Genomic DNA, 1043 nt, shown 5'->3' with positions numbered 1-1043 from the left:
CGAAACAGTATTCGAAAGCGATAGTCCAGCAAGGTGGAGCTGAATACTGAGCTTCATCAACAGCCGCGGTGTTGCTTCTCGCTCCACAAGCTCTAAGTTGATCTCGTCTGCTTTGTTGAATCCGATGACGGCGCGGGGATCACTGTTTGAGAGCTTGTTCGAGGTTGTAGACTGCGGCGGTCAACACGAGTTCGCGGAACTCGCGGTACCAAGCGCGAGGGTGGACAGCGGGGCCGAACCGACGCTTGATGGCCGAAAAGGCGGTCTCGGCCATCCAGCGCTGGCCGTATAGCTCGCTGTCCAACCGTGCGTTGTGCGCGTGATCGTACGCAGCGAACAGCCGGTGACGCAGCAACGGCCGGACGCCCGCTGAACGGAGGGTGTCCCGGAGAGATTGGTCGTCATAGCCTTTGTCGCCGGCGAGACTCTCGATTTTCTCGGTGTTGCGAAGGGCAACTCGACGGCCAGTTTGGGTGTCGTGAGGCCAGTGTGCCGAGCAGTGAAGATCAAGGATGGCACACGAGTCCGTATCGACGAGTGCCGTCGTTTTGAGCGTGCGTATGTGGCGATCCGAGCGGTGTTGGTAGTGTTTCGATGCCGTTTCGCGGTCGAAGAACGTGGCATCGATGGCACCGTGCGAGCCCGGATCGCAGATGGTCGCAGACTCCCGAAGGAAACCGCGCCACACCGACATGGGCACCCTCTCAAACGACCGGTACAGCGTTGAGGGTGCGGGAAATGCCGTCCGCGACAGCTGTAACAGACCACGAACACGATCCATTTCACTCGCCCAATCGACGATCTCGCGGTACGTCGCATCCATGTGAACCCGCAAAAAGTGGAGCGTGACATGCTTCCACCCGGGAAATCCGTTGCCAGTCGGATCACTCACCGCCGTTGGACTGGCGGCACAGCGCTTTTGAGCCAGCGACGCGGCTTGCTTAACGAAGCGGAAGAGTAGGGTAGACACATTCGGCTCTTCCGCTTCGCTTCCACCTTCAGAGCGACGCTATCCCGTCGCCTTCTGCGGATTCAACAGAGCA

Annotated in this window: 1 protein-coding gene; it reads right to left on the bottom strand. The window is 59.3% G+C overall.

The window, feature by feature from the left end:
• Positions 1–139: 139 nt before the first annotated feature.
• Positions 140–970 carry an IS5 family transposase gene (locus DJ81_RS16540; protein WP_094590647.1) on the bottom strand — a complete coding sequence of 277 codons (831 nt, stop codon included), beginning with the start codon at positions 968–970 and terminating at the stop codon, positions 140–142.
• Between the last annotated feature and the right edge of the window lie 73 nt (positions 971–1043).

It is taken from the genome of Halorubrum sp. Hd13 (assembly GCF_002252755.1).
Taxonomy (GTDB): Archaea; Halobacteriota; Halobacteria; order Halobacteriales; family Haloferacaceae; genus Halorubrum.
This window is presented reverse-complemented; position numbering and strand designations above follow the sequence as displayed.